General features: G+C 43.7%; 13 protein-coding genes. 5 read left to right on the top strand and 8 right to left on the bottom strand.

The features are described from left to right. The first annotated feature begins 77 nt into the window (after positions 1 to 77). The 4 genes from msrA (at position 78) to MHN32_RS19400 (ending at position 4,279) form a co-directional block, all read left to right on the top strand. Positions 78 to 1,331, top strand: coding sequence for a peptide-methionine (S)-S-oxide reductase MsrA (msrA, locus tag MHN32_RS19415; RefSeq protein ID WP_239422573.1), 1,254 nt, complete (start codon positions 78 to 80; stop codon positions 1,329 to 1,331). 219 nt (positions 1,332 to 1,550) lie between these two features. Continuing rightward, positions 1,551 to 1,853, top strand: a complete 303-nt coding sequence (locus MHN32_RS19410; RefSeq protein WP_010604902.1) for a hypothetical protein — start codon at positions 1,551 to 1,553, stop codon at positions 1,851 to 1,853. 46 nt (positions 1,854 to 1,899) lie between these two features. Further along, complete coding sequence (locus MHN32_RS19405; protein ID WP_239422566.1) at positions 1,900 to 2,391, top strand: GNAT family protein; 492 nt, start codon at positions 1,900 to 1,902, stop codon at positions 2,389 to 2,391. 583 nt (positions 2,392 to 2,974) lie between these two features. Then, positions 2,975 to 4,279, top strand: a complete 1,305-nt coding sequence (locus MHN32_RS19400; RefSeq protein WP_069022505.1) for a hemolysin family protein — start codon at positions 2,975 to 2,977, stop codon at positions 4,277 to 4,279. Here the strand turns inward: MHN32_RS19400 and MHN32_RS19395 are convergent. The 8 genes from MHN32_RS19395 to dapE form a co-directional block, all read right to left on the bottom strand. Next, positions 4,274 to 5,059, bottom strand: coding sequence for a thioesterase domain-containing protein (locus MHN32_RS19395; RefSeq protein WP_239422565.1), 786 nt, complete (start codon positions 5,057 to 5,059; stop codon positions 4,274 to 4,276). The two genes, MHN32_RS19400 and MHN32_RS19395, sit on opposite strands and share 6 nt — an antisense overlap. Before the next feature lie 2 nt (positions 5,060 to 5,061). Further along, on the bottom strand, positions 5,062 to 6,441 hold the full coding sequence (locus MHN32_RS19390; RefSeq protein WP_235368144.1) for an MATE family efflux transporter: 1,380 nt from the start codon (positions 6,439 to 6,441) through the stop codon (positions 5,062 to 5,064). A 4-nt stretch (positions 6,442 to 6,445) separates the two neighbouring features. Further along, on the bottom strand, positions 6,446 to 7,411 hold the full coding sequence (locus tag MHN32_RS19385) for a sterol desaturase family protein (protein ID WP_235368143.1): 966 nt from the start codon (positions 7,409 to 7,411) through the stop codon (positions 6,446 to 6,448). Next, the gene (locus tag MHN32_RS19380) at positions 7,404 to 9,068 is read right to left on the bottom strand and encodes an NAD(P)/FAD-dependent oxidoreductase (RefSeq protein WP_239422564.1); all 1,665 of its coding nucleotides are present in this window, start codon (positions 9,066 to 9,068) and stop codon (positions 7,404 to 7,406) included. The genes MHN32_RS19385 and MHN32_RS19380 overlap by 8 nt, the downstream gene beginning before the upstream one ends. Before the next feature lie 79 nt (positions 9,069 to 9,147). Continuing rightward, positions 9,148 to 9,684 (bottom strand): flavodoxin FldB, encoded by a 537-nt coding sequence (gene fldB, locus MHN32_RS19375; protein ID WP_102056894.1) that lies wholly within the window; start codon positions 9,682 to 9,684, stop codon positions 9,148 to 9,150. A gap of 24 nt (positions 9,685 to 9,708) precedes the next feature. Continuing rightward, positions 9,709 to 11,364: an NAD(P)/FAD-dependent oxidoreductase gene (locus MHN32_RS19370; protein ID WP_239422563.1), complete on the bottom strand. Its 1,656-nt coding sequence runs from the start codon at positions 11,362 to 11,364 to the stop codon at positions 9,709 to 9,711. 56 nt (positions 11,365 to 11,420) lie between these two features. Next, entirely contained in the window at positions 11,421 to 20,762 is a 9,342-nt protein-coding gene (locus MHN32_RS19365) for a hybrid non-ribosomal peptide synthetase/type I polyketide synthase (protein WP_239422562.1), read from the bottom strand. Between the two features lie 34 nt (positions 20,763 to 20,796). Next, positions 20,797 to 22,101 (bottom strand): succinyl-diaminopimelate desuccinylase, encoded by a 1,305-nt coding sequence (gene dapE, locus MHN32_RS19360; protein WP_239422561.1) that lies wholly within the window; start codon positions 22,099 to 22,101, stop codon positions 20,797 to 20,799. Between the two features lie 727 nt (positions 22,102 to 22,828). Between dapE and MHN32_RS19355 the strand changes: the two genes are divergently transcribed. After that, a complete protein-coding gene (locus MHN32_RS19355; protein WP_010604891.1) occupies positions 22,829 to 23,143 on the top strand; it encodes a hypothetical protein in 315 nt (104 codons plus the stop codon). Positions 23,144 to 23,351 lie beyond the last annotated feature (208 nt).

Below are 23,351 nucleotides of genomic sequence, written 5' to 3'. Positions count from 1 at the left end.
CATACTTAGTTGTGACATACAGCATTGAGAGGGTAGTGATGAGAACATTACAGGTGGCCGCATCGATAGGGTTTATCATGATGTTAGGTGTAGGCGTATCGGCGCTCGCGGGGACAGATATGCCCAAGCCTAAAGTTGATGGCGCAAGTAACCATATTAAAACGTTAGTGTTGGGCTCCGGTTGTTTCTGGGGTCCTGAAAAACGCTACGAGAAAATGACGGGCGTGATAGATGCTGAGTCTGGCTATGCCGACGGTAAAGGGTTTAAGCCAAGTTATAGAGAAATCATTAAATCGAGCCGACGCTTCGATGAAGATAACTATGCGGAAGTGGTAAAGGTAACTTACAACGCAAATCTTATCACCACCGATGCGCTGCTAAAGTACTACTTTGAAAGTCATGATCCAACCCAAAAAAATCGGCAGGGTAATGACGTTGGAACGCAGTATCGTTCGATCATTCTCTATACTGACGATCAACAAAGTGACAAGGCCCACACATTAAAAGCGCAGTATCAACATTTATTATCTGAGCAAGGCTATGGCGACATTCAAACCAAGATTAAGCCGCTTAGAAAATTTTATCCAGCGGAAGAGTATCATCAAAACTACCTAACCAAGAATCCCAAGGGATACTGCCCAGATCACAGCACGGGAGTGACCTTTGATAAGGTTGCGAAAGATAAAACAGATAACACTATGCTAGCCCAAGGTAAGCATATCGTGATTATTGATGCTAAAAGCTATTGCCCTTATTGCGAGAAGCTAAAAAAAGAGGTGTTAAACGACTATCAAGGTGATATTCCACTGCATTTTCGCTATGCAGACCAACTCGAGGGACTAATGATAAAAACCGCGACTTGGGCGACGCCAACGATCTTATTTATTGAAAATGGTGTTGAGTCTCTAGGCTTTCAAGGTTTTATGGCGAGAGAAGAGTTTTACAAGGCACTTGGTGCTTTTAAGCTGGGTCGATCAGAAGCTTTTGACATTGCCTTTCAAAAAGGCACAGAAAGACCATTTTGCAAGCAGTATGATATCTTTAAAAACACACCAGATGGCGTATTTATCGATAAATTAAGCGGCAAGGTTCTTTTTGACACCCGAGATAGATTTAACTCGGGCACTGGGTGGCTGTCGTTTACCCACCCAGTAAAAGACAGCGTGACCTATCACAAAGATTTAAGCCATGGAATGGTGAGAACCGAAATACGCTCAAAAAGCAGCGGCATTCATTTAGGCCATGTCTTTAAAAATGAAGGGCCAAAAGGTCAAGACCGCTATTGTATCAATGCCCAAGTACTTGAGTTTAAAGCGAGAGAGGTGCTTTAGGCATTACGCCTAAAGTTACCTTTTGCTCCAGAGCCAGAGATAAATTTAAGTCGAAGTTACTTTTGTGCATTAAGAGAGCGTGTTTACTTGTTAACTTTTCAAAGTGGTACTTTGGTTATTTCCTCCTCAAATTTGATCTGCCATTTAAAATACGCAAAAGTAATTCTCATGCACTGTATACATATTCTATGTCTGTTTTGTTTGGTGTTGCTAATTTAGGTGCGGGCAGCGACTACCAATGAAACTTCTCACCAAGTCAAAGCACTCAAAATCACTACGCTGTCGACCATGCTTGCGGATCGTGGCATTGGCGAGTGGGGATATGCAGCACTATTACAGCTGTTTGGCTTAAAGAATATGATGGGCGCACATTGTACAGGTATTAACGCGCTATACGTGCTGCGTGAATTGATGAGGTCAAAGCGCAAGCTGACGGTGATGGGAGCTATAGGGGACAGCTTTAGTTTAAATAAGGGAGTAAAGACAGGTTTTATTGCCCGTAAACTTATTGGGAACGAATGAGAGTATTATGTTATGGTATAACTCTTAGACAACGAAGGATTTAGTCATGCTGACCTTAGCGCCATTCACCGCAACTCATGTAGAGGCAGTGAAACGAGTACACCTTGCGGAGGAGCAAATTCAATTTGCCGGTACCGCTGAATCATTTTTAGAACATCAAAGTGAGACCACCCATTTGCATGTCATAAAGGTGGCTGATGAAATTATCGGATATTTTAAGTTTGATATTGCATATTCGAACACATATTCGTTTTGCCCAAAAAGCGGTTTAGGTTTAAGAGCATTTGTCATAGATAGCCAGCGACAAGGTCAGGGTCTAGGGACATTAGCCGCGAGTACATTGGTCCCCTATGCGCAGGCAAGTTATCCAGAGTTTGAGTCAATATATTTAACCGTAAATTGTAGAAACCCAGCGGCGATTACCTGTTACCTAAAAGGTGGATTTGAAGACACAAATGAAAAATACCTCGGTGGTCCTGCTGGCCCTCAACATATTATGAAAGCGTCTCTGATAAAAAAGCACAGTAGTGCATTATGACGTTGTACTATTTCTTTATCATTTAGTGCTTGAAGCACCTATATTTACCAATAAATATAGTGGCGATAACAGAGATGGCAAGGAGGAAAAAGCACCTTTGGCTGTTTTTTTAAAGGTGTTGTAACCGCTTTAGATGCTTTTTCAAAGAGGCTCCTCTTAACATCGAAATTAATTGCGAGTAGATAACTCAATTTTCCGAAGTGCGTAAAGTTGAGCTCGCCATTGTCGTATTTGTCACCAACAAGCTTTGCAGAAGCGCGGCCGGATTTAAAACCATAAACTTGCGATTTGGCTCTTATCTCGCTTGGTGCTCTTGGACTTAACTTAATAGCATTTGTGTTTTACACGCCTCGTAGTGATCTCATGATAGGTTGAACGTGCCGTTGACAAGCATATCATAGCGCTAATTTGAGAGAGTGTATCAATTTTGTCATTTTCCTTCCTTGACGTACTTTTTTATTCGTCGCGAACAGTACGAGATAGGCGACAAAAATTTAATTATTTGACGCGAATTACATTGCTAAAGTCATAAAATAGGCGTATACATCGCGTCGAATTCTCGCTTTCTTTTTTAGGTGTATCTGTGGACTTTTTTTGGGTGTTGTTACTCATTAGCTTGAGTGCAGTTTTCGCGCTGTGTGAAATATCATTGGCAGCGGCACGCAAAGTTAAATTACAAACCTTATTTGATCTTGGTGACGTTAGAGCCAAGAAAGTATTGTATTTGCAGGCTAATGCGCATCAGTTTTTTGCTGCGGTACAGGTGGTACTCAATGCCTTGGCAATTGTTGCGGGTATGATAGGCGAGTCGGTGTTTACTCCTTATGTATTACAACTACTAAACTGGGTTGCGAGTTTTATGTTTGCCGATGTTGCGGCTCATGCCTCGATGTTATTGCAAATATCCACAGTGGTGTCGTTTTTACTGATCACATCGTTATTTGTACTGTTCGCTGATTTATTGCCAAAGCGAATAGCTATGGTTATCCCAGAAACTATCGCGATGCGATTTATCCATCTTATGCTTGCCAGTGTATGGATTTTTAAGCCTATTATCTGGCTATTTAACGTGTTCGCTGATTGGATTATAAAGCTATTCAATTTACCAAATGAGCGTGACGAACAGGTAACGCGTGATGATATTTATGCGGTGGTTGATCAAAGTGCTGAGCAGGGTGAACTGTGCGAACACGAGTACAATATCATTGGCAATGTGCTCGACCTTAACCAGACTAATATTACCCAAGCGATGATCAATCGCGATGCAATCGTGTGGTTAGACATTCAAGAATCAGAAGAAAACTTGAGCACGTTAATTCAAGCGCACAGTTTTCAACAGTATTTGCTGTGTGACGGCTCGCTCGACAAAGTGATAGCTGCACCGGAGGCAAAGCAACTGCTTAGTAATATTTTGGCTAAAAAGCCGTTACTGGATGGTCAACAACAAGAATTCCATAAGCCGGTAATTTTACTTGATACTCTAAGCCTTTCCGATGCGCTAGATGGGTTGAAAAGTCATGAAAGCAACTGTGCGGTGGTGATCAATGAATTCTCAACAGTGGTCGGGATGGTAACGTTATCCAGCATCTTGAATTTAATTGCACTGAAAGACGACCAAGCAATAGAAGCCCAATTTAGACAAAAGGATAACACCCGATGGCTAGTGCAGGGTGATATGTCGATTAAGGACTTTCAAGCTTCGGTGATTGAGTACGAGTTTGAACCGATTGAAGCCATAGAAACCTTAGCCGGTTTTGTGATCCACAGGCTAAAGCATTTTCCTGTCGAAGGAGAGGCGTTAGAAGTTGATGGCTTTAAGTTTAAAGTAATAGAAATTCAAGGATTGGCCATTAGGCAAATTGAAGTAACCAAAGAGCCCCAACTATAAGGGGCTCAGTGTTTCTAACACCGCGTTGATTTCTTTTAGCACCAAAGCCGAGGAATCCAGCATAAAAAAGTGCCGTCCAGGTATCGCTTTAGGCGTGATACCTTGTTTAAAGCAACTTTCCCAATGGTGCATATCCGTCCCTGTTGCTGCTTTATCCCGAGTACCATATAACACGGTTGCAGGCACGTCGAGTTTACAAGCCGAGTCGTATTGATAGGTCTCTCCTAGCTTAAAATCCGCTTTTAACGTTGGCAGCATCAGTTGTTGCAGTTCGATATCATTGAGCAAAGCCGGTGGTAAACCGCCCATTAAATTTACCGCCGCAATGAACTTCTTATCGTCAAGAGTATGGTAGGGGGATTTTCTTATCGCATATTGCGGTGCCTTCCTTGCTGCAATAAACAGGTGTTTAACGATATTACAGCTGCTATGTTGAAGTGCTAAGGCAAGCTCATACGCAATATAAGCGCCATTGCTATGACCGTAAAAAACGCTGGGTAATGGCGTTGCTTCGCTCAAAATAGATGCTATTGCTGCGACCAAGGTATGAATATTATCAATGGCAGCTTCATGACTCCGCTCCTTTCGCCCAGGGGCTTGGAGTGCATATAAAGCGACATCCTTTGGTAGTTTTTCTGCCCAATTTTGGTAAACAGCTGCATCTGCGCCGCCAAAAGGAAAGCAAATGAGTTGTTTACGAATAGTGTTAGGCTTATTTAATAAAACTAGCCATTTTGAATCTATGCAATCTCTACATGTTTGTAATGTGACTTGGCTCATTGTTAACTCAATAGGTTCTTTTTAGTTGCTGTGAAAGTGGCTGGCAGTTTGTAGGTCGCGCGTAGCGAGAAAGCCACAAACGTAAGGCTCACAAGGGCTTGAACTACCACACTTAACACCGTGATATACCACAGTTCCGTAATCGTAAGTTGCTGTTGTTTTACTAACCAAATGATTGGCAGAACAAAGGTAAATAACCTTGTGGTGTTACTGTAAAGTGGTGGCCACGTATTACCTGAGGCTTGAAACAATCCCGAACAAGTGAAAATAACCCCCGTTGCGATAAAGCTCCAAGCGACGACATATAGAAAGTAACGGGTGTGTTCGATGACTTGTGGGTCTTCTGAAAATGGCATGGCGAGTTGAGCACCTAAGTGTGCTGCGAGTAAGGAAACTCCCAACATCAAGCTACACGTCGCGACCAGAGACCAATAGAATGCCTGTCTAAATCGTTTGAAGTTCCCTGCGCCGTAATTTTGTCCTGCTATTGCAGGCAGTGAAAATGCGACGGCCATCACGGGCAAAAACAGAGCTTGGATCACTTTCGAGCCAATTCCAAATCCGGCTTGTACATTGGTGCCAAAATCTTTTAATACCCAAAATGTTGTCGACATATAAACAAACATCAGAATAAGTTCTGCACCTGCTGGAAAACCCACTGAAAATAGCCTTTTTATGGTGTGACGATGAAACGTTAGAAACAATTGGCTATCTAGCACCAAATAACGCCTGTCGTAATTGAGATAAAACCAAAGTGAAAGCATGGCTATCACAACAGAAATGGAACTGGCCAGCCCCGCACCTGCAATGCCCATTTCTATTCCGAATAGCCATCCCGAGATTAAGATGGGCGACAGAATAATATTAATAATAAGAGAGCCGATTTGCGCGATCATCATTGGCTTTACAACACCAGTTCCTCTCAGTGCAGCACCGATTGTAGTCATAATAAACTGCAGCACTAAACAGGGTAAAAACCAGTATGAGTAGCTTAATGCTGCCTCTGTGGTGGCGGGATCTTCGCTGGTGATGTGCAGATAAGATTTGATGCCATAGATACCAGTTAGTAGCAAGATGGTACCAAGTACCACGGAAGCGAATAGTGCTTGGTTAAATACAAGATTGGCGCTGGACTGATCCTTTTCTCCTACCGCATGTGCAACTAATGTTGCGGTTCCGACATTCAAAATCTGGCTGACGGCGAAAATCAAAAACATGATATTGCCAATTAAACTGAGCGCTGCGACTGGAGCACTGCCCAAGTCTGAAACAAAATAGAGATCGGTAAGCACATAAAGTGTTTGCACAAACATCCCAATTGACATGGGTAGCGCCATAGCTACTAGATGCTTAGGTAAGGAACCTTGAGTTAGATCTTTCATGCAGCTACCTTTTCCGAATATCTACTGTTGAGGGAGTGGAACGTGACTCGATGTCATATTCTTGAGGTAGCGGAGTTGATTTGGTGTATCTTGGTCTATTTCCACGTTTACTGATGAACCATCGAAATGGATGAAGAATACCTTTAGCAACCTCAAAGGCACTTGGAAATAAATATGGCTTAGTAACTCCAACTTGAATTGGACTACTATCTGGGCGGTAAAAGAAACTTCCGAATAACTGATCCCAAATACTCAAATCAGAACCAAAATTTCCAGCCTCTTTCAATTCTACGCTATGATGGAAACGATGGAGCTCTGGTGTTGCCACGATGTAGTTTAGCCATCCCATACGAACGTTTACATTGGCATGAATGAAATATCCGTGCAGAGCAGTAAATTGACCGGCAATGAACATTCCTTCGGCTGAGAAACCAAGCAATAGAAATGTAGTCTGTATAACTAGCGCGCTTAACAATACTTCCAGAAAGTGAACGACAGAGTTATTACTTACCGTAACTTTGTTAGGCCGATGATGGATCCCATGAAAGCTCCAAAGAAACAGATGCCGATGTTCTAATCTATGTAGCCAGTACCCGATAAACGAGCCGACGAGAATGGCTAGAATGGCATTTTGTGCCAAGCTCAAAGTATTTTCGATAGGGGCGAGCTGGAGTGCAATTACTCGCACTAGTGTCTCGCTAAACGCCCCGTATACGATGACGAGAATAAAGCACAAGCCATCTCTGCTCCATTCCTTTTTACTGGGATGCCATTGTGTTTTAAACGGGTTTAGTCTTTCCATGATAATAAAATAGGCAATGATGATAAGCACACTAGAGAATGCTGCTAATCCAAGGTCAATGCCTTGTTGTAAGACAAAGATACTGTAACCAATAAGGATCAAAACGATCAAAGGGTAGCAAGTAATAGCACAAAACCTACGAAGTTGGTTTTTGAGTGGACTAGGCATAATTGTCTGCCTCATTGGTGATGTGCTGCTTTGTGTTTTGCTGTTCTGGATAACAAACCCTAAATGGTTTTTTATCTTGTCGACAAAGGTATTGTGCAACATAGCGGCCACTTGCCGTTGAGTGTGTTACGCCGCTAAATGTGCTCCATTGCCCCGTATAATAAAAGTTGTCTAGATTCGGGAAAGTAGGACCATGCTTGATTTGGTAATTCTCTAATTCTTCTGTCAGTGGCGCAAAAGGGTGCCAAGCTAAAACGGTCCCATTGTGGTTCTCGGTATAACGTTCACTGGTTAATGGCGTTACAACATCTATAAACTCAACTTTATCTGTAAGGCCTTCAAAATATTGGTTAAGGAACTCGACTATCGCCTGACCCACTTTTTTCTTTGCTTGCTTATATTCGGGTGAACGGCGTTTACGTGTATATGGATTACGACTTTGCCCTGAAGAGGTAGATTGCACGACGCTTTGCTCCATCGCTTGCCATACGTCACTTTTTGATAAATAAGTGACGTAAAGAACTGACTTGCCACTTGGTGCATGATCTGGATATAGCGTATTGCGGATTTGCACACCAACCCCACTATGATAATTACCGACCAGTTGGTGCGAAATCGATTCGGGTAATAAGTAAGAGGTATAAGGGTCATGGTCTGAATAGTCTGCATTTACCGCAATAAATACCGCAACACAGCCCGGAAATACCACGCTGTTTGCATCTTCTTCTAGCTTTGTGAAAAGCTTATCCAGCACAGGGTGAGGGTAGCGATTTTGCAACATCTTACGAGTGAGTTTGTAACTATCACAACTGGCGACAACATAATCAGCGTAATGGACAGAGCCATCGGCTAATTGCACACCAACCGCGCGGTTATTGTCGGTGAGAATGTGCTCGACTTTACTTTTATAATGAATGTTTGCCCCTAGTTCTTTTGCCCGATTTGCCAATCGCTTCGCAAGGCCTAATGAACCAATACTAGGTACTCCTGCATTTTGGTTTGCAGCACAAGCTAAATTAAAGACAAAGGGCATTAATCGTAGCTCGCTATGGCGGTCAAAAATAATCCAGTTGAGTGCTTCCGCTAGCGTGGGGTTTGAAAAACGCTTAGAAAAGTCTTCCATAGTGACAGCAAGCGTTTTCATAAAGGTGCGCATATAGGGTAGCAATTGCCACATCATTTTGCTTTTTTCCCACCATGTCATCAAGCCACCACTTTTAAGAAAAGGGAAATACGGCATACACTTGCGTAGTTTTCGGATATGTCCACACAATTCAATGATTAGTTTGCTATCTTCAGGAAAGCGCTCAATCAGGGTGGATTCTAACTTGTCTGGATCCACATAAAAGCGGATCTTTTCGCCGTTAGCCGTGACGACTGAGTTAAATATCTCAGTGTTGTAAATAGGCACGTTTTCAAGGCAGCCTAGCTCATCCCAGATGGTTGCCATTTCGTTGTTGGTTCCCGTGCCGTTTAACCAGCTGATACACCAATCGAAAGTGTATTCTTTTCGTTGCCAAGAGGTGCAACACCCTCCCGGCGTTTCATGCAGTTCGAAGACGGTGCATTGATAGCCATTCATTTGGCTATAAGCAGCGGTACCAAGACCAGACATACCAGCACCAATGATAATCACAGACTTTTGTTGTTCGGACATAGTTTCGTTCTTTTAATGATGCTCGACTAGCCATTTTAAATATCGAATTAGCCCGCCGAGCGAAAACACAAAGTGCGCCTTAAGCTGTTTCGCAGGTAAGTTCTTGAAGCACGGCGGCAATCTCTTGGCACCAGTCGTTGATGCGCTGCTCGGTAAGTTCTGGTTGGTTATCATCATCAAGCGACAAGCCGAGAAACTCACTGCCGTCTTCACTTAACCCTTTAGACTTGGTGAAGTGATAACCTGAATTTGGCCAGTAACCAATTGCTGTGGCGCCTTGTTCGGTTAGTTTATCGTGTAAGATGCCGATACCGTCTTGAAACCACTCATCATAACCAACTTGATCGCCTTGACCGAAGATAGCCACGATTTTTCCGCTGAAATCCTGTTGTGCTAGGCTTTCCCAACGTGACTCCCAATCATCCTGTAAACCACCGTATTCCCACGTTGAAATACCAAAAATCAAAAATTCATAGTTCTCGGTTAAGGTTAATTCAGTATCTGCTATATCAAAGAGGTCGATGGTAAACTGGTTTAAGCTTGCTTTTATTAATTCTGCTGCGGCCTCAGTGTTACCTGTTGTGCTGCCATAAAATAGGCCAATACGAGTACTCATAATATTTCCTTTTAATTCTCTTGGTTAAGCAACATGCTGCTTTTGTTCTCTATAAGATTGAGGTTGGTGTAGTGGGTTTTCACCGATCCAAGCCTGAAACGGCTTGTCATCATCACGGCATACAAAGTGCAGAACATGTCTGCCTGTAGCTGCTGCACGGATCAACCCGCCGGTTGTCACCCAGTGACCAGCCATATAAAAGTTGCTAAGGCCTGGCAGTCCCGTTGTCCCGTTGGCATTTATTTCGTCTTCTAAACTTTCACCACTTTCCAAAAATGGCTGCCACGCCAATACCGTTCCTTTGCTGTTGCGGGTATAGCGAACTTGAGTCAAAGGGGTTGCGATGTCGATATATTCGATATGCTCTTTTAGTCCCTCAAAATGAGTGGAGAGCTTATCGATTATAAATTCACCTAAGGTCTTTTTAGCGAGGCGATATTGAACGCTACGCTTGACCCTAGTGTGATGGCGTTTAGTCGCCGTTGTTTCTTGGAAATTATTTAATTCAGCCCATGGCTCATAGGTTGAGAAGTAAGTGATATAAAGCACGGATTTGCCTTCTGGGGCGATATGCGGGTAGTGTACATTGCGCACCTGCACATTGATCCCCGGGTGCGTCATACCAGGGCAGTGGACCAGATCTTGTTGGTCTAACAAGTGGGTGCGGCAATGAGGTTGATGGGTATAGTCCTTGTTTACCCCCAAAAATACAGAGACGTATCCTGGGAACATTTGACCATCGGTCTCCCTTAACTCGTCGTATAGCTTGTCTAACACAGGGCTGGAATACTGGCCATCAAGCATGTTTTTTACCACATCCGTACCGTCACATGCTGAGATCACGATATCGGCATACATTTTTTGGCCGTCGCTGAGTTCAACACCGATGGCTTTGTTGTCTTCGACCAAGATCTTGTGTACTCGGGTGTTGTATATGATGTCACCCCCCAACTTTTTATATCTTGCTTCCATCGATTGCGCGAGACCTAACGAGCCACCCTCGGGCACACCTGCATTTTTTTTCGCTGCGCAGGCCAGATTAAAATAGAAAGGTAATAGCGGGAAACTGGGATGTTGCTCATAAAAGATAACGTTAAATGCCTTTTGCAGCAGCGGATGTGAAAACTTAGCGGCAAAGTCCGACATCAATGTCGCCATGGATTTGCGGATTAAATTAAATTTTTTGATGAACGGCCACATCATCTTTAGCTTTTGCCAGCGTGACATAATGCCCACTGGCACAAGAAAAGGATAAGCGTCTATCATTTTGACGAATTCACGAATGCCATCGCAAAATTGTGTGATGAGTTTCTTGTCTGCGGGAGAAATGCTTAAAAGGTGGGCTTCGAGTTTATCTGGATCTGCGTAGAAATGTACTTCTCCTAATTCCTCATCAATAACTGAATTGAAGATTTCAAAGTCTCTAATTTCTTTATCATCCAGCGCACCTAACTCTTGCCAGATTTGATTCATGCCGTTGCCTGAGCCACTACCCAGTAGCCAGCTAATACACCAATCAAAAATATAATCTCTGCGTTCCCACGATGTGCAGCAGCCGCCGGGAATATCGTGCAGTTCTAAGATCACGCTCTTGTAGCCGTTCATTTGTGCATAGCTACCGGTTGAGAGTCCACCCATACCGGCACCTATGATGATCATAGATTGTCTTTGTGTGGTCATAATTCTGTCCTTAAAGTCGTTAGAAAGCCCCAAAGCGATGGCTTTGGGGCGAGCTGTTACTCCACGTTTGTTGCTATTACCGCTTGGCTTTGGGTATCCTGTAGAATACTTTGCATAATTGCGCCGTTGCCTGCCTGCATCATATCTGGCATCAACATTTCCTCATGTTTACCAACTCCCTGATAGGTAATGACTTCGGCGTCTGATGCTGCATCCCAACTGGTTAGACGAGCAGCTTCTGCATGTGCATTTTGCTCGACGATAAAGTGCAGTTTTGCGTGAACCTGACCTAGGTTTTTCACTTTATAACACCAATCGATATAGTCTCTCGCTTGTGCCAGTGTATGCTCGTGTACCGTATTTGAGCCGGTGTGGCGGGCGAAATGTGCTTTTAACTCTTGCTCAAAGTGCGCGAAGTCTTGCTCCCGCATTTTGACTGTTTCGGTGATCCTGAATGAGTCTAAGATCACCACATCCCCGACACGTTGACCTCGGTTTTCCAGCTCCTTAGCAATCTCAAAGGCTAAATTACCGCCAAGGGAGTATCCAAATAGGGTATAGGGGCCATGAGGTTGAATTTGCATAATTTGGTCGGCATAGTCGCTAACCTTAGTGTCACTTTCGAGGTAATTAAAAGAGATCACTTCAGTGTTAGGCAATGCGTCGGCAAATGCCTTGTAAACGATGCTGTAACCACCCGCTGGTGGTAGCGCAAATAAACGAGTAGATTGACCCGCATTGAAGATAAGGTAAGGGGACGCGCCCGTTTCTTTTCCTGTTACTACATCTTCAATTGCACTCGCCATGCCATGTAAGGTTGTAAATCTAAATAGCTGATTAACTTCCATTTTGATGCTGAAGGCTGATTGGATCCTGACCATTAGCTCAATCAAATATAAAGAGTTACCGCCAAGGGCAAAAAAATCATCATGAAGACTAATGGATTTTTGCCCTAGCATATTGGACCAAATCTCAGCGAGCTGCTGCTCAAATAAGGTGGCAGGCGCTACGAATGCTCTTACCAACTCGGCGAGTTCAACCTGTGGTAATGCCGCTGCATCGATTTTACCGTTACTCAGTAATGGAAATTGATCAATAGCAACCAGCTTACTAGGTACCATATAGCTTGGTAGCTGGTTCTCTAACTGCTCGAGGACAAACTCAGTACCGACCGCAAGATCCGACTCAAAGTAGGCAATTAATTGGGTTTGCCCGTGTACTTCTATCCCTTTTACATAGCTTCGCTTAATCCCTGGGATCTGGTTGATGCTAGACTCAATTTCTCCAAGCTCAACGCGGTGACCTCGTATTTTTACTTGGTTGTCGATACGTTGCAGAATATGTAGGTTGCCGTGTTTGTCCCACTTACCTAAATCACCTGTTTTATATACCCGTAGGGTGCTATTTTCTGACACGGGAAGTTGGATAAATTGGCTGGCATTTTTCTCTGGATTATTGAGATAGCCAAGACTTATGCCTTGCCCCGCAATTGCAATTTCGCCGACTGCGTTACTGGATACTAATTGGTTTTGCTTATCGAGCAAGATAAGTTGCGTTGCATTGAAAGGCTTGCCGATAGGCACCGTTGCACTGGTTTCTAAGTACTGCTCTGATTCCTCAAAGAAACTACTGTCTATGGTTGCTTCAGATGTGCCGTAGGAGCTAAATAGTCGAGCATCTTCTTGTAGCAATCCTTTGAGTGCGCGGTATTCAGCGATTTGCCATTGCTCAGAGCCAACAATCACTCTACGTAAGCTGGTGAATCCAACCTGACTTTGCTTTGCGAATAAGATGAGATTACGAACCACAGAGGGCACAAACTCAACCGTATCAATCTGCTGTGTCTCAATGAGGTCATACAACACCGGCATGTTCAGCATCATATTTTTAGGACACAACACTAAGTGCTTCGCATTGTAAAATGCGCGCGCGAGATCGCCACAAAACACATCAAAGGTTGGGCTGGCCAATTGTAAATGATGAGAGGTGGGTGCTAAATCAAATTGGGCTAACCAGTCCACAGCGATCGTAGCCCAGTTTTGATGGCTGACCTGGACAGCTTTTGGCGTACCCGTAGAGCCAGAAGTAAAGACAATATACGCGATGTCATTTGGCTGATGATTTAACGCCAAATTGTGCTCGCTGATTTCATCTCGTTGGCTTTGGAAGCTTTCCCAAAGTAGTGTAGGGTGATCTGATGTTAGCGCTTCTTCGCAAAGTAGTAACGCGCAGCGACTTTGCTCAAGCAACAGTTGCTTGCGTTCATTGGGTTGCTGCGGGTCAATTACCACAAAATGATGACCTGCTTTTAACGTAGCGATACAAGCAACAACTAATGCGATAGATTTTTCAAAATGTAAGGCAATCGTTTGACTAGGTTGGTTATCTAGCTGCGAATTAATTAGTCGCGCCAACTGATTTGCCTGACCATTCAGTTCGCAATAGCTCAAAGTAGCAGCCAATTCTCCGGCATTTGTTCCACAGGCAATGCTGAGGGCAGGAAGCTCAGGACTATGTTGCGCCGCATTTTCTATTTGGCTGACCAAAGTCGGTAATGCAGGTGCGTTTTGTTGACTTTCAGCAAATGTCGCCAAGGCATCTATTGCGTCTGGACTTGTTAAGGCAAGCTCCGAAAGTGGCCGATTTGGACTATCAACGACCATTCGCGTCAGTGCGATATAGTCCCGAGCCAGCTGCACTATCGTTTCGGTTTCGAATAGATCGGTATTATATTTTAATGTGCCTTTGAACACGCCATTTTCTTCATAGGTCGAAAGCGTAATGTCAAATTGACCTTCTTCTTCAGGCAGTTCCATGAATTGCATAGGAAAGCCCTTATAGTACGCGACATTATTTTCATCCATATGCGATTGCTCAACGCGGTGATTGAGCATTACAAACATGACCTGAAATACCGTAGAGCGGCTGGCATCATGTTCAATACCAAGCTTATCCACTAACAGCGCAAACGGATATTCTTGGTGATCTAGTGCGTTGAGGGTAATGTCTTTCACCTGCGCTAAAAGCGAAGTAAAGTGCGTTTCAGGATCAAACCTTGCGCATAGCGGTAGGGGATTCACAAAGTAACCATAGACGTTTGAAAACTCTGGATTTGTACGACCGGCCACGGGACTGCCAATAATGATCTCATCCTGCTGAGTATATTTATGCATGACTGCGTAATAGATGCTAAGCAACGCCATGAACATGGTGGACCCTTGTGCCTTTGCAAGGGTATTCAATGAAGACGTGAGGGCTTTATCTAACTCAAAATGATATGAATCACCAACGTTGGTGAGTACCGCAGGTCTAGGTTTGTCGGTTGCAAGGTCTAATACGGGGATCTCAGCAGGTAAGTGATTCTGCCAAAACTTATAGTTTGCCGCGCCGCGTGGAGAGTGAACAAAGCGTGTTTCCCAATCGACAAATTTTTCATAGCTTGACGTTATCTCGCTGAGTGCTAACGGTTCACTTTTTGCAAAATGCGCATATAGTGACTGCATTTCATCGATAAACATGTAATTTGACCATGCATCTGAGATGATGTGATAAATCGTCACTGCAAAGTAGTAGCTTTGATCATTCTGCTTATACAAATACAGTCTAAACAGCGGGTCGTGCTCAAGGTCGAAAGGCTGTTCATTGTCTGCAATCATCATAGGTTGAATATCTTCCCAAGACTTACCATGTACATCAATGACTTGCAGTGCATCCTCGCGATGAGTCCAGACTCTTTGATAGGGTTCGCCATCTTTAAAGAAGAAGTTTGTTCTTAACATTGGGTGGCGAGCAACTACAGCACTAAGGGCTTTTTTCAGCGCGTCGATATTCAGGGCACTAGGAATGTGCATCGCGCCGCCGATATTGTAGGAAGCGCTACTTGGGTTGAGTTGGTTGATAAACCAAATCGCTTTTTGTCCATAGGAAAGTGGGAACTCAGCTTCCACATTGGCATCAGATACGATAATAGAGTTAACCTTGGTCTCGGAAACCGGCTGAACCTGCGATGTTTCTGTGGTTATGACTTCAAAGCCAAGCGACTCAACGAGTTTGTCATTAAGCTCTATACTTAATTCGTTGATAGATGCACCACTTAGTAGGCGTACAATCGTTAGGGTTTCACCAAAATGGGTGGTGATCTTATTTCTCAGTTCTGTTGCCATAATAGAGTCAATACCGAGATTACCGAGCGATAGATCTAATTCCACTTGCTCTCGTTTACAGCGTAATACTTGGCTGACAGCATTAGCGAGATGATCGGCAACAAGCGGTAACCGAAGCGCGCTGTCTGTTTGCTGGTATAAAGGAGCAAACTCTTGCTCTTGGTGGCTTTGCTTGTCGTTTTCTTGGGTAGCCAAGTGACTAAATAAACTCGGCTTTCCTGCATACCAATTGGTTACTTTGGACCAATCGGCGTCACACACTAAGAGTTGAGGTTGATCTTGGTCTAGAATACGTTCAAGCACAGCCATCCCCGTACTTGGTGAGATGCAGTTCATGCCCCTTTGGTTCTTGTAATGTTCGGCGAGACCCAACTCTTCAATCATACCAATAGCCCAAGGACCCCAGTTGATACTCAGCGCCGGAAGACCCTGATTGCGACGGTAGTGGGCGAGGGCATCTAAGAAAGCATTGCCAGAAGCATAGTTTGTTTGTCCTGCGGTAGTGACTTGAGCCGCGACAGAGGAGAAGAGTACAAAATGTTCGAGGTCAACTTTACTGAGTGCTTTGTGAAGCATCAACGCACCAATCGCTTTGGTGTCAAACACACCGTCAAATGCTCTGGTATCCATATTGCCAAGTAAGGTGTCATTGACGATACCAGCACAGAAAAATAATCCGTTGATCGGTGCTTGTGCACTTAGATGATAAGACTCAAGGGCCGCGTGAAGTTCACGCTCTCGAGTTAAGTCTGTCTGCCATAACGAGACATTAACGCCCTGATCTTCAAGGTGTTGAATAAACCGAACGCGATCATAGTTACGGTCGCTTGAGGTAAGTTCTGACCAACTCTTACGCTCAGGTAATTGACTCCTACCAAGCAAAATGAGGTTTCGTGCACCTCTATCGACGAGTAGCTGACAAACTAACTGACCGATTGAACCAAATGCACCCGTGATCAACTGTGCTTTATGGCTTTGCACGCGAGTTGGGAAGGCGGGTTGAAGTGACGTTGCCTGCTCTAAACGAGCAACATAGGCCTGATTTTCCCTAAAAGCAACTTCCCCTTCTTGGCGGTCACTTAATAATCTAGCTGTGATATGTTCGGCATCATTTTGGCCATCAACATCGATGAGGCCACCCCAATTATCAACCAGCTCTTGCTGTGCGAGCACTCGGCTAAATCCAGTTAACGAAGCGGACATCACCGCGGTAAGTTGCTCACTATTAACGAGGCTGGCGTTGCGTGTTACCACGTAAAGCGGGAATTTACAGTCTTGTTCAATTACGGTTTTGGCTAGATTTAGCAATGAATGTAGCGACTGACGTTTTTCTCTTTGCAGCTGAGCAAGGGTCAGTGATTCTATCGCGCTGTTATCTAGACTAAAGCAATGCACAACGCCACGAATTTCTTGTTTGCCCAAAGTCTCGATAAGTTGTGACAGGTGATCCCGTGAATCGGGAACTAGCCATGCATGACAATGGTCGCTGTCGATATCAAAATATTCTCCAGATTTAACGATACAGCTAGAGTGGCCAAGCTGAGCTAAACGGTCAGCTACCTGTTCGGCTGTTCCTGATTGATCTGCGAGGAGCACCCAACGCCCCGATGTGTCAGTTTCTTGTATTTCCTGATCAGGCTCTGCAAGCCAATTGACTTGGTAAAGCCAGCTATCTATGGTTCTGGTGGTGATCCCACTTGCAGCGGAGTCAACGCTTTGTGCAATAAAGTTTTTGATAACACCAAAGACTTGACCAGACTCATCACAGAGGTATAAATCACCGACCGTTTTTTCGTCGTCACGATGAGTGATTTGGGTATAACACCAAAAGTCAGTATTGTTCTGCCCGCAAAGCAGGATCTGCTCTAGCATCACTGGTAAGCGGATAGAGAATTGCTGAGCATTAGCACTTGCAAGCTCTGTAAATACTAACGTCTGGAAGCACGCATCTAGTAGACTTGGGTGTAGGGTAAATTGTGTTGTTCGCTCAAGTTGAGTAGGCCAAGAGATTTTGGCAAGCACGCCGTTGTCTGTTGCCCAGATCTGTTCAATGGCTCTAAAACATGGACCATATTCGTAACCAAACTCTTTTAGGTGTGCATAAAACTCATCGTGCTGCTGCGCGCTGGTAGCGGCACTACGAATAGCATTGAGATCAATAGGCTCAGCAAGGTTGGCGCTTTGTACTCGGCGGATTGTCCCTTGAACATGGCGGGTCGTTTTACCATCTTCGAGGCTTACCACTTTAAAATTCGGTTCATCATGGTGCAAAATGAATTGCACATTGGGAGCGTGTTCATTATTCAAAAATAACGCTTTATCGATGACAAAGTGGTCGAGTGCATAGCTGCCATTGCCCCAAGTTTCTTTGGCTGCAGCATACGCCATTTCAATAAAGCCAGCAGCGGGGAAGAGGGTATTGCCTTGGATTTGGTGACAGCTTAAAAAACTATCGCGATTTGTGTCGGTTACCGCGTTCCAAACATGTTCAGCTTCACTGCGTTTACGGCCCAAGAAAGCATGGTTACTTTGCCCTAAACGCACTTGATTAAAGTACTCAGGCTCGGTCCAAAAGCGTTCTTGCAAGAACGGGTAAGTTGGCAACGTAGTGAACTTACCTCGACCATTTATGGCTGACCAATTTAATTCAAAGCCTAAACCAAACAGTTGAGCTACGGCGTGGTAATAGGTGTGTTGCTCGTCGGATTTACGGCGCATACTCGAGACGACAACGCTTGAGCAACTTTGTTCTTCTGCGGTTTCGGCAATAGATGCGCCAAGCACAGGGTGTGGACCTAGTTCCAAAAATGCTTGGTAACCTTGTTGTAATATTGCACGGGTGGCATCAACAAAACGCACGGCTTGGCGGACGTTGAGCCACCAGTAGTTAGCATCAAGCTCAGGTCCCTCTGCAAGTGTTCCTGTTACCGTTGAATACAATGGAGTATGTGCGGTGTTAGCTTGAATACCAGCTAAACACTCGAGCAATTCGGTCTTAATCGGTTCCATAAACTGGCTGTGATAGGGCACTTCAACGCGGAGAAACTTGCAAAACACACCAGCTTCGCTCAGTTGTGTTTCGATACTGTGTAACGCATTTTCTTCACCAGCTAGGGTGACAGAGTTTGGACTGTTTACCGCTGCAATTTCAACTTGGTCGTTGAGATAAGGTGTGACGTCACTGTCAGAGAGTCCTACCGCCATCATTTTACCTGTGTTGCGGCATTGATGCTGTAAACGGCTACGATGGACTACGATGGTGCAAGCATCTTTTAATGAGTAGACCCCGGCTTCATAAAATGCCGCCGCTTCACCGGTACTATGGCCAACAATGACATCAGGGGAAATGCCGTGTTGACGCCACATTGCTGCAAGTGCAACTTGCACGGCAAAGTTTGCCGTTTGAGCAAGCCAAGTATATTGCATGTTTGACGCTGATTCATCGGCAAGCATTTCATCAACCAATGACCAATCTGTAAGCGCTGACATATAGCTATCACACTCATCGATCATCGCTTTAAAAGTTGGCTCTGATTGGTACAGCTCACGGCCCATTGCCCACCATTGTGGCCCCATGCCGGTGAAGACCCATACGAGTTTTTGCTCATCTTTTTTCAGCGTGCGCAACGTACTGGCCGCCGCAAATTCAGCATCATGACTTAATGTTTGCAGTTGTTGTTGCAGATCCTCTGCATTTTTGAAACAAATTGCATGACGATATTGGTGATGTTCACGGCGCTCACCCAGTGTGTAGATAATATCACTGAGTGATGCATCGCTGTCTTGCAAAAATTCATTATGCGCTCTGGCAAAGCGATGGATCCCGTGTTGATCTCTTGCACTCAATGGATAAAGTTTTAGGCCATTCTCATTTGCTGGAGGTATTGATGGTACTTCTGGCGCAACAAATTCTTGAATAACCGCGTGGGAATTGGTTCCACCGAAACCAAAGGAGTTTACCCCCGCAACGGCTAAACCTTGATGCTTAGGCCAAGGTGTAAGTTTAGTGGGGATCTCATACGGCGCATTGGCGTAATCAATCTTAGGATTAATTGATTTTAAGTGTAAATGCGGTGGGATCTGTTTGTTTTGAATGGCTTTGACCGCCTTGAACAAACCAGCCATGCCTGCGGCTGCCTCGGTATGGCCAATATTGGTTTTTACTGAGCCAATGTAGCATTTATCGTCTTGATTACGGTTGATCCCAAGGAGTGTTCCAACTGACTTTGCTTCAATTGGGTCGCCAACAGGCGTGCCTGTGCCGTGCATTTCAATGTACTGCACTTTACCGGGGTCAATATTCGCTTTGGCATAGGTTTCTTTCATCAAGCGCAATTGGGCATCGCCGTTTGGCACCGTGATCCCTTGTGTTTTACCGTCTTGGTTTACACCGGTGGCTAAGATCACCGCATGAATTGGGTCGCCATCCTTAATCGCATCATCTAAGCGCTTGAGCACAACGACGCCAGCGCCTTCAGCGCGGACATAACCGTTTGCGGAGTCGTCAAAAGCATGAGAAAAACCAGTCGGAGATAAGAAACCGCCTTTAGACTCGGATACTGTATATTGTGGTGCCAAATGTAATAGCACACCACCTGCGAGTGCCATATTACTTGCCCCGGTCTGTAGGCTTTTACAGGCCATATCTAATGCGACAATAGAGGAGCTACAAGCAGTATCGATGGACATGCTGGGGCCATTAAAGTCAAAAGTATGAGAGATGCGATTAGAAAGCATCGTCATCATAACACCTGTCGCAGTGTGAGCATCAATGTTGTCAAAATCTGGGTTAGTGAATTGCATGATTTTATAGTCAAGCGTAAACCCACCCATGAAAACGCCGACCGACTCTCCTGCGAGTTCAGATGGCTTTTGCCCACCATCTTCCAACGCTTCCCAAGTTACCTCCAGCAGTTTACGTTGTTGAGGGTCCATAAACTCGGCTTCACGAGGCGTGATCCCAAAAAATGCTGGATCAAACTTATCGATATCATCGATATAGCCACCCCATTTTGAGCTCAACTTGCCTTTATTCGCTTTGACAGACGAATAATGAGTATCGATATTCCATCTCGACTCTGGGGTTTCTATGATGCAATCGACACCATGTTTAATATTTTCCCAAAACAATTCAGGACTATTCGCGTGACCTGGGAAACGACAACCCATGCCAATAATTGCTATCGGTAGCGTGTCGTTTGCGGGGCGAACAGAGCGTTCATTTTCGATTGCCATAATGCATTCCTTGAAGTTATCTATTTTCTGTTAATTAGCGAAGTTGCAGCAGTTCATCTTGAGTGGTTGAGTGAACATGAAGCGTAGGGTAGAGCAGGCGTTTATAGATGCCGTAGTAAAGTTGTTGAAGCTGGATTAAGTCGGATGTTGTTGTGTGTTCATCTATTTGATGAATGGTTTTGTTCACCAATCCAAGTTCTAATACTGAGGTTGATATTTCAGCAATAAAGCGGCCATCCGATGTTCCCCCTGCGGTCGAGAGTTTTGGTGTGAAATGACATTGGTTGTTGATTTCATCGCAGACGATAGCGAGGGATGAAGAAGGGATCTCATCATTATTTACGCAGTAATAGGGTTTACAGGAGTTATTGGTCGTTAATGCATAATTGAGTGTATGTTTTTCGATGGTTTCTCTGACCAGCTGGACCAATTCATATTCGTTGTATGCGGGTGTATAACGGATATTAAAATTTAGCTGACATTGGCTTGGAATGATGTTGTCAACAAAATCGCCAGAATTTACATGAGTGAATTGTAGTGTGGTCGAGTCAAAGTTATCACAGTGCTTAGGCCAATCCATTGACAATAATGCTTGCATAATATTTTGCGCTAGATGGATGGCATTGGTCGCTTTTTGAGGGTAAGCCACATGTCCACTTTTACCATGTAAATTGATGGTAAAAGACAAAGCACCACGGCGGCCGACTTTCAGTGTATCTGCTACTTGCGCTTCTGAGCTTGGCTCTCCGACCAAGGTAAAATCAAATGTGATACGCTGCTGTTTTAAAAACTGAGTGATCCGCTTGGTTCCGTGTTCCGCTTCGCCTTCCTCGTCGCTAGTGAGTAGCAACCAAAGCTCTTTTTCCGGTATTCCAAATTCTCTCACTAGAGCCTCAATTGCACAGAAAAATGCGGCAATAGCGCCTTTCATATCAACAATACCTCTAGCGAAGAGGCAGCCATTGTGTTCTGTCAGCTTAAAAGGGTTAAACTGCCAATCTTGTGCACTTACGGCCGGTACTACATCGGTATGACCAAGAAAAGCAAACCTAGCATCGCTGTTGTAACCTATGCTTGCGACTAAGTTACTTACATCACGAACGGGTAAGTGTTTGATTGAAAAGCCCAAAGCTCGTAACTCTTGTGCTAACCACAGTTGACAACCAACATCATCTGGTGTGATCGACTTAAATGCGACTAACTGCCTTGCGATGTCAACAACGCGGTGGCTGGTATGTTTATCCTCATCAATACCTTGAAGCTCGTCATGAAGAGCTTCGATATCCTCTAGTGCTTCAGAGACAAGTTCAAAGCAAGTGCTTGAAGAAAAGTCATTCATCTCAAAAAACCTTAATGCAGAAGTATGATAAATAGGCAATTAAAAGCTTGTTTGTACACATTTTAATTACACTGCGTTCACAAGTTGCGTATTCAAACATTGAAATTCTTTAGATGCTAATGATTTTATTTTGACTAAATTAACCTAGATAATTTTATTGTTGTTTTTTATGAAGTAATAAAGTTTGTTATTTTTAATGCTGTTTGTCTAATTTTGATATTTGAGTTTTATTGAATTAGTTTTGGTGTAAATGCTCTATGTACTAATATTCTGAATGTGTGAAAAGTAATTTATCTTAATAATCATGGTCGGGTTTTTGTTTCTTGAGTTATGTCTTGTGTTATTCGGAATTAAAAAAATGATGGTGTTTACGTTAATGAAATTGTTATTTTTTAAAGTGTGTGAGTTTGTTGTGTAAATTGCGCTATTAAGGTAAATGGAATTAAACTTCGTTATTCATTTTTGTTATTTTAGCTGTGTTTTATATTTCTATTTATTCTAAATGTAAGAGACCTAAAAGGTGTGGGTATACGTATGTGGGCAAGATTTTTTATGATGAAGTTTTAAGGTTTAAATTGTTTTTATAAATTTAATGAATTTATTCTTGAGTTGTCATATTTAATGAATAAAATAGCGAGCGCTATAGAGCTTTTATTCAATATTTTGATTACTGTTACAGTATTTTGCTGTTTTTATCTATAGCGCTGACTTAAATTAAGGATGAAAAATGAAAAAGCTAATCACCGCACTCGTTGCATTCACCGCATTGTCTGTATCTGCTCAAGAAGTAGAAGAGGCGAAAGCACTCGTTACTCAACAAAACATTAAAATTGTTGCCATTGGCCAAAGCGGCTGGGATCCAATTTGGAGAGAGCCTACCTGTAGCATCCAAAAAACGGATGAAGATGCTGTAGGTAATGCTTACATGATCAGTCATTATGACATGTGTTTATGCCAAAACAGTAAAAAAGCGAGCTATCTGATTGAAGATACACAAAGCAACCCTAAGCAAGCAGCGGTTATTTGTTATCTAGAGCAGTAAGCTAGTCAACAGCAGCAGAGCAAAGTACTTGCACTTTACTCTGCTTTTATTACTGGTGTTTCCTTTAAGTTCAAATTAGCTAAATTAACTGATTTTTTGCTTTGGTGTGCTAAATAACCTGAGCTGCGGATAATTAATGCCTTTCTAGCAGCCAGTTTTAGCGCTAACTGCGTTGAATTCACTTCCAATAGCCAGCTATTGGTGCGTA

It is taken from the genome of Pseudoalteromonas sp. Of11M-6 (assembly GCF_022347905.1).
Lineage (GTDB): Bacteria > Pseudomonadota > Gammaproteobacteria > Enterobacterales > Alteromonadaceae > Pseudoalteromonas.
The sequence above is the reverse complement of the archived record's forward strand: the minus strand, read 5'-3'. Positions and strand labels throughout refer to the sequence as shown.

Bases quoted from the DNA above. Each gene is read 5' to 3' on its own strand.
- msrA (WP_239422573.1), top strand. From the start codon at position 78: ATGATGTTAGGTGTAGGCGTATCGGCGCTCGCGGGGACAGATATGCCC.
- MHN32_RS19405 (WP_239422566.1), top strand. From the start codon at position 1,900: ATGCTGACCTTAGCGCCATTCACCGCAACTCATGTAGAGGCAGTGAAA.
- MHN32_RS19395 (WP_239422565.1), bottom strand. From the start codon at position 5,059: ATGAGCCAAGTCACATTACAAACATGTAGAGATTGCATAGATTCAAAA.
- MHN32_RS19390 (WP_235368144.1), bottom strand. From the start codon at position 6,441: ATGAAAGATCTAACTCAAGGTTCCTTACCTAAGCATCTAGTAGCTATG.
- MHN32_RS19385 (WP_235368143.1), bottom strand. From the start codon at position 7,411: ATGCCTAGTCCACTCAAAAACCAACTTCGTAGGTTTTGTGCTATTACT.
- MHN32_RS19380 (WP_239422564.1), bottom strand. From the start codon at position 9,068: ATGTCCGAACAACAAAAGTCTGTGATTATCATTGGTGCTGGTATGTCT.
- fldB (WP_102056894.1), bottom strand. From the start codon at position 9,684: ATGAGTACTCGTATTGGCCTATTTTATGGCAGCACAACAGGTAACACT.
- MHN32_RS19370 (WP_239422563.1), bottom strand. From the start codon at position 11,364: ATGACCACACAAAGACAATCTATGATCATCATAGGTGCCGGTATGGGT.
- MHN32_RS19365 (WP_239422562.1), bottom strand. From the start codon at position 20,762: ATGGCAATCGAAAATGAACGCTCTGTTCGCCCCGCAAACGACACGCTA.
- dapE (WP_239422561.1), bottom strand. From the start codon at position 22,101: ATGAATGACTTTTCTTCAAGCACTTGCTTTGAACTTGTCTCTGAAGCA.
- MHN32_RS19355 (WP_010604891.1), top strand. From the start codon at position 22,829: ATGAAAAAGCTAATCACCGCACTCGTTGCATTCACCGCATTGTCTGTA.